1 pseudogene is annotated in these 347 nt (G+C 82.4%); it reads left to right on the top strand.

Features of this window, described 5'->3' with window-relative positions:
- Window positions 1-282, top strand: a pseudogene (locus WDW90_RS38565) (tRNA (N(6)-L-threonylcarbamoyladenosine(37)-C(2))-methylthiotransferase MtaB); the annotation flags it as partial.
- Window positions 283-347: the final 65 nt, after the last annotated feature.

Genomic DNA, 347 nt, shown 5'->3' with positions numbered 1-347 from the left:
GTCTTCCCCTACTCGCCCCGGCCCGGCACGCCGGCCGCCCGGATGCCGCCGGTCGCCCCCGGGAGCGTGCGCGAGCGCGCAGCCCGCCTGAGGGCGGCCGGGGAGGCGGCGCTGGCGCGCCACCTCGACGCCGAGGGCGGGCAGACCCGCCGCGTGCTGGCCGAGCGGGGCGGCACGGGCCGCACCGAGGCCTTCACGCCGGTGCGGCTCGCCGCCGCGCCCGGCGAGATCCGCGAGGTCGTGCTCGCGGGGCACGACGGGCGGATGCTCACCGCCGCGTGAGGGGCGCATCGAGCGATCGCGGGCAGCCCGCATCACCCGCCCGGGAGAGGCGGCCCGCGCCCGGC

This window comes from Methylobacterium nigriterrae (genome assembly GCF_037106235.1).
GTDB classification, from domain to species: Bacteria; Pseudomonadota; Alphaproteobacteria; order Rhizobiales; family Beijerinckiaceae; genus Methylobacterium; species Methylobacterium nigriterrae.
The sequence above is the reverse complement of the archived record's forward strand: the minus strand, read 5'-3'. Positions and strand labels throughout refer to the sequence as shown.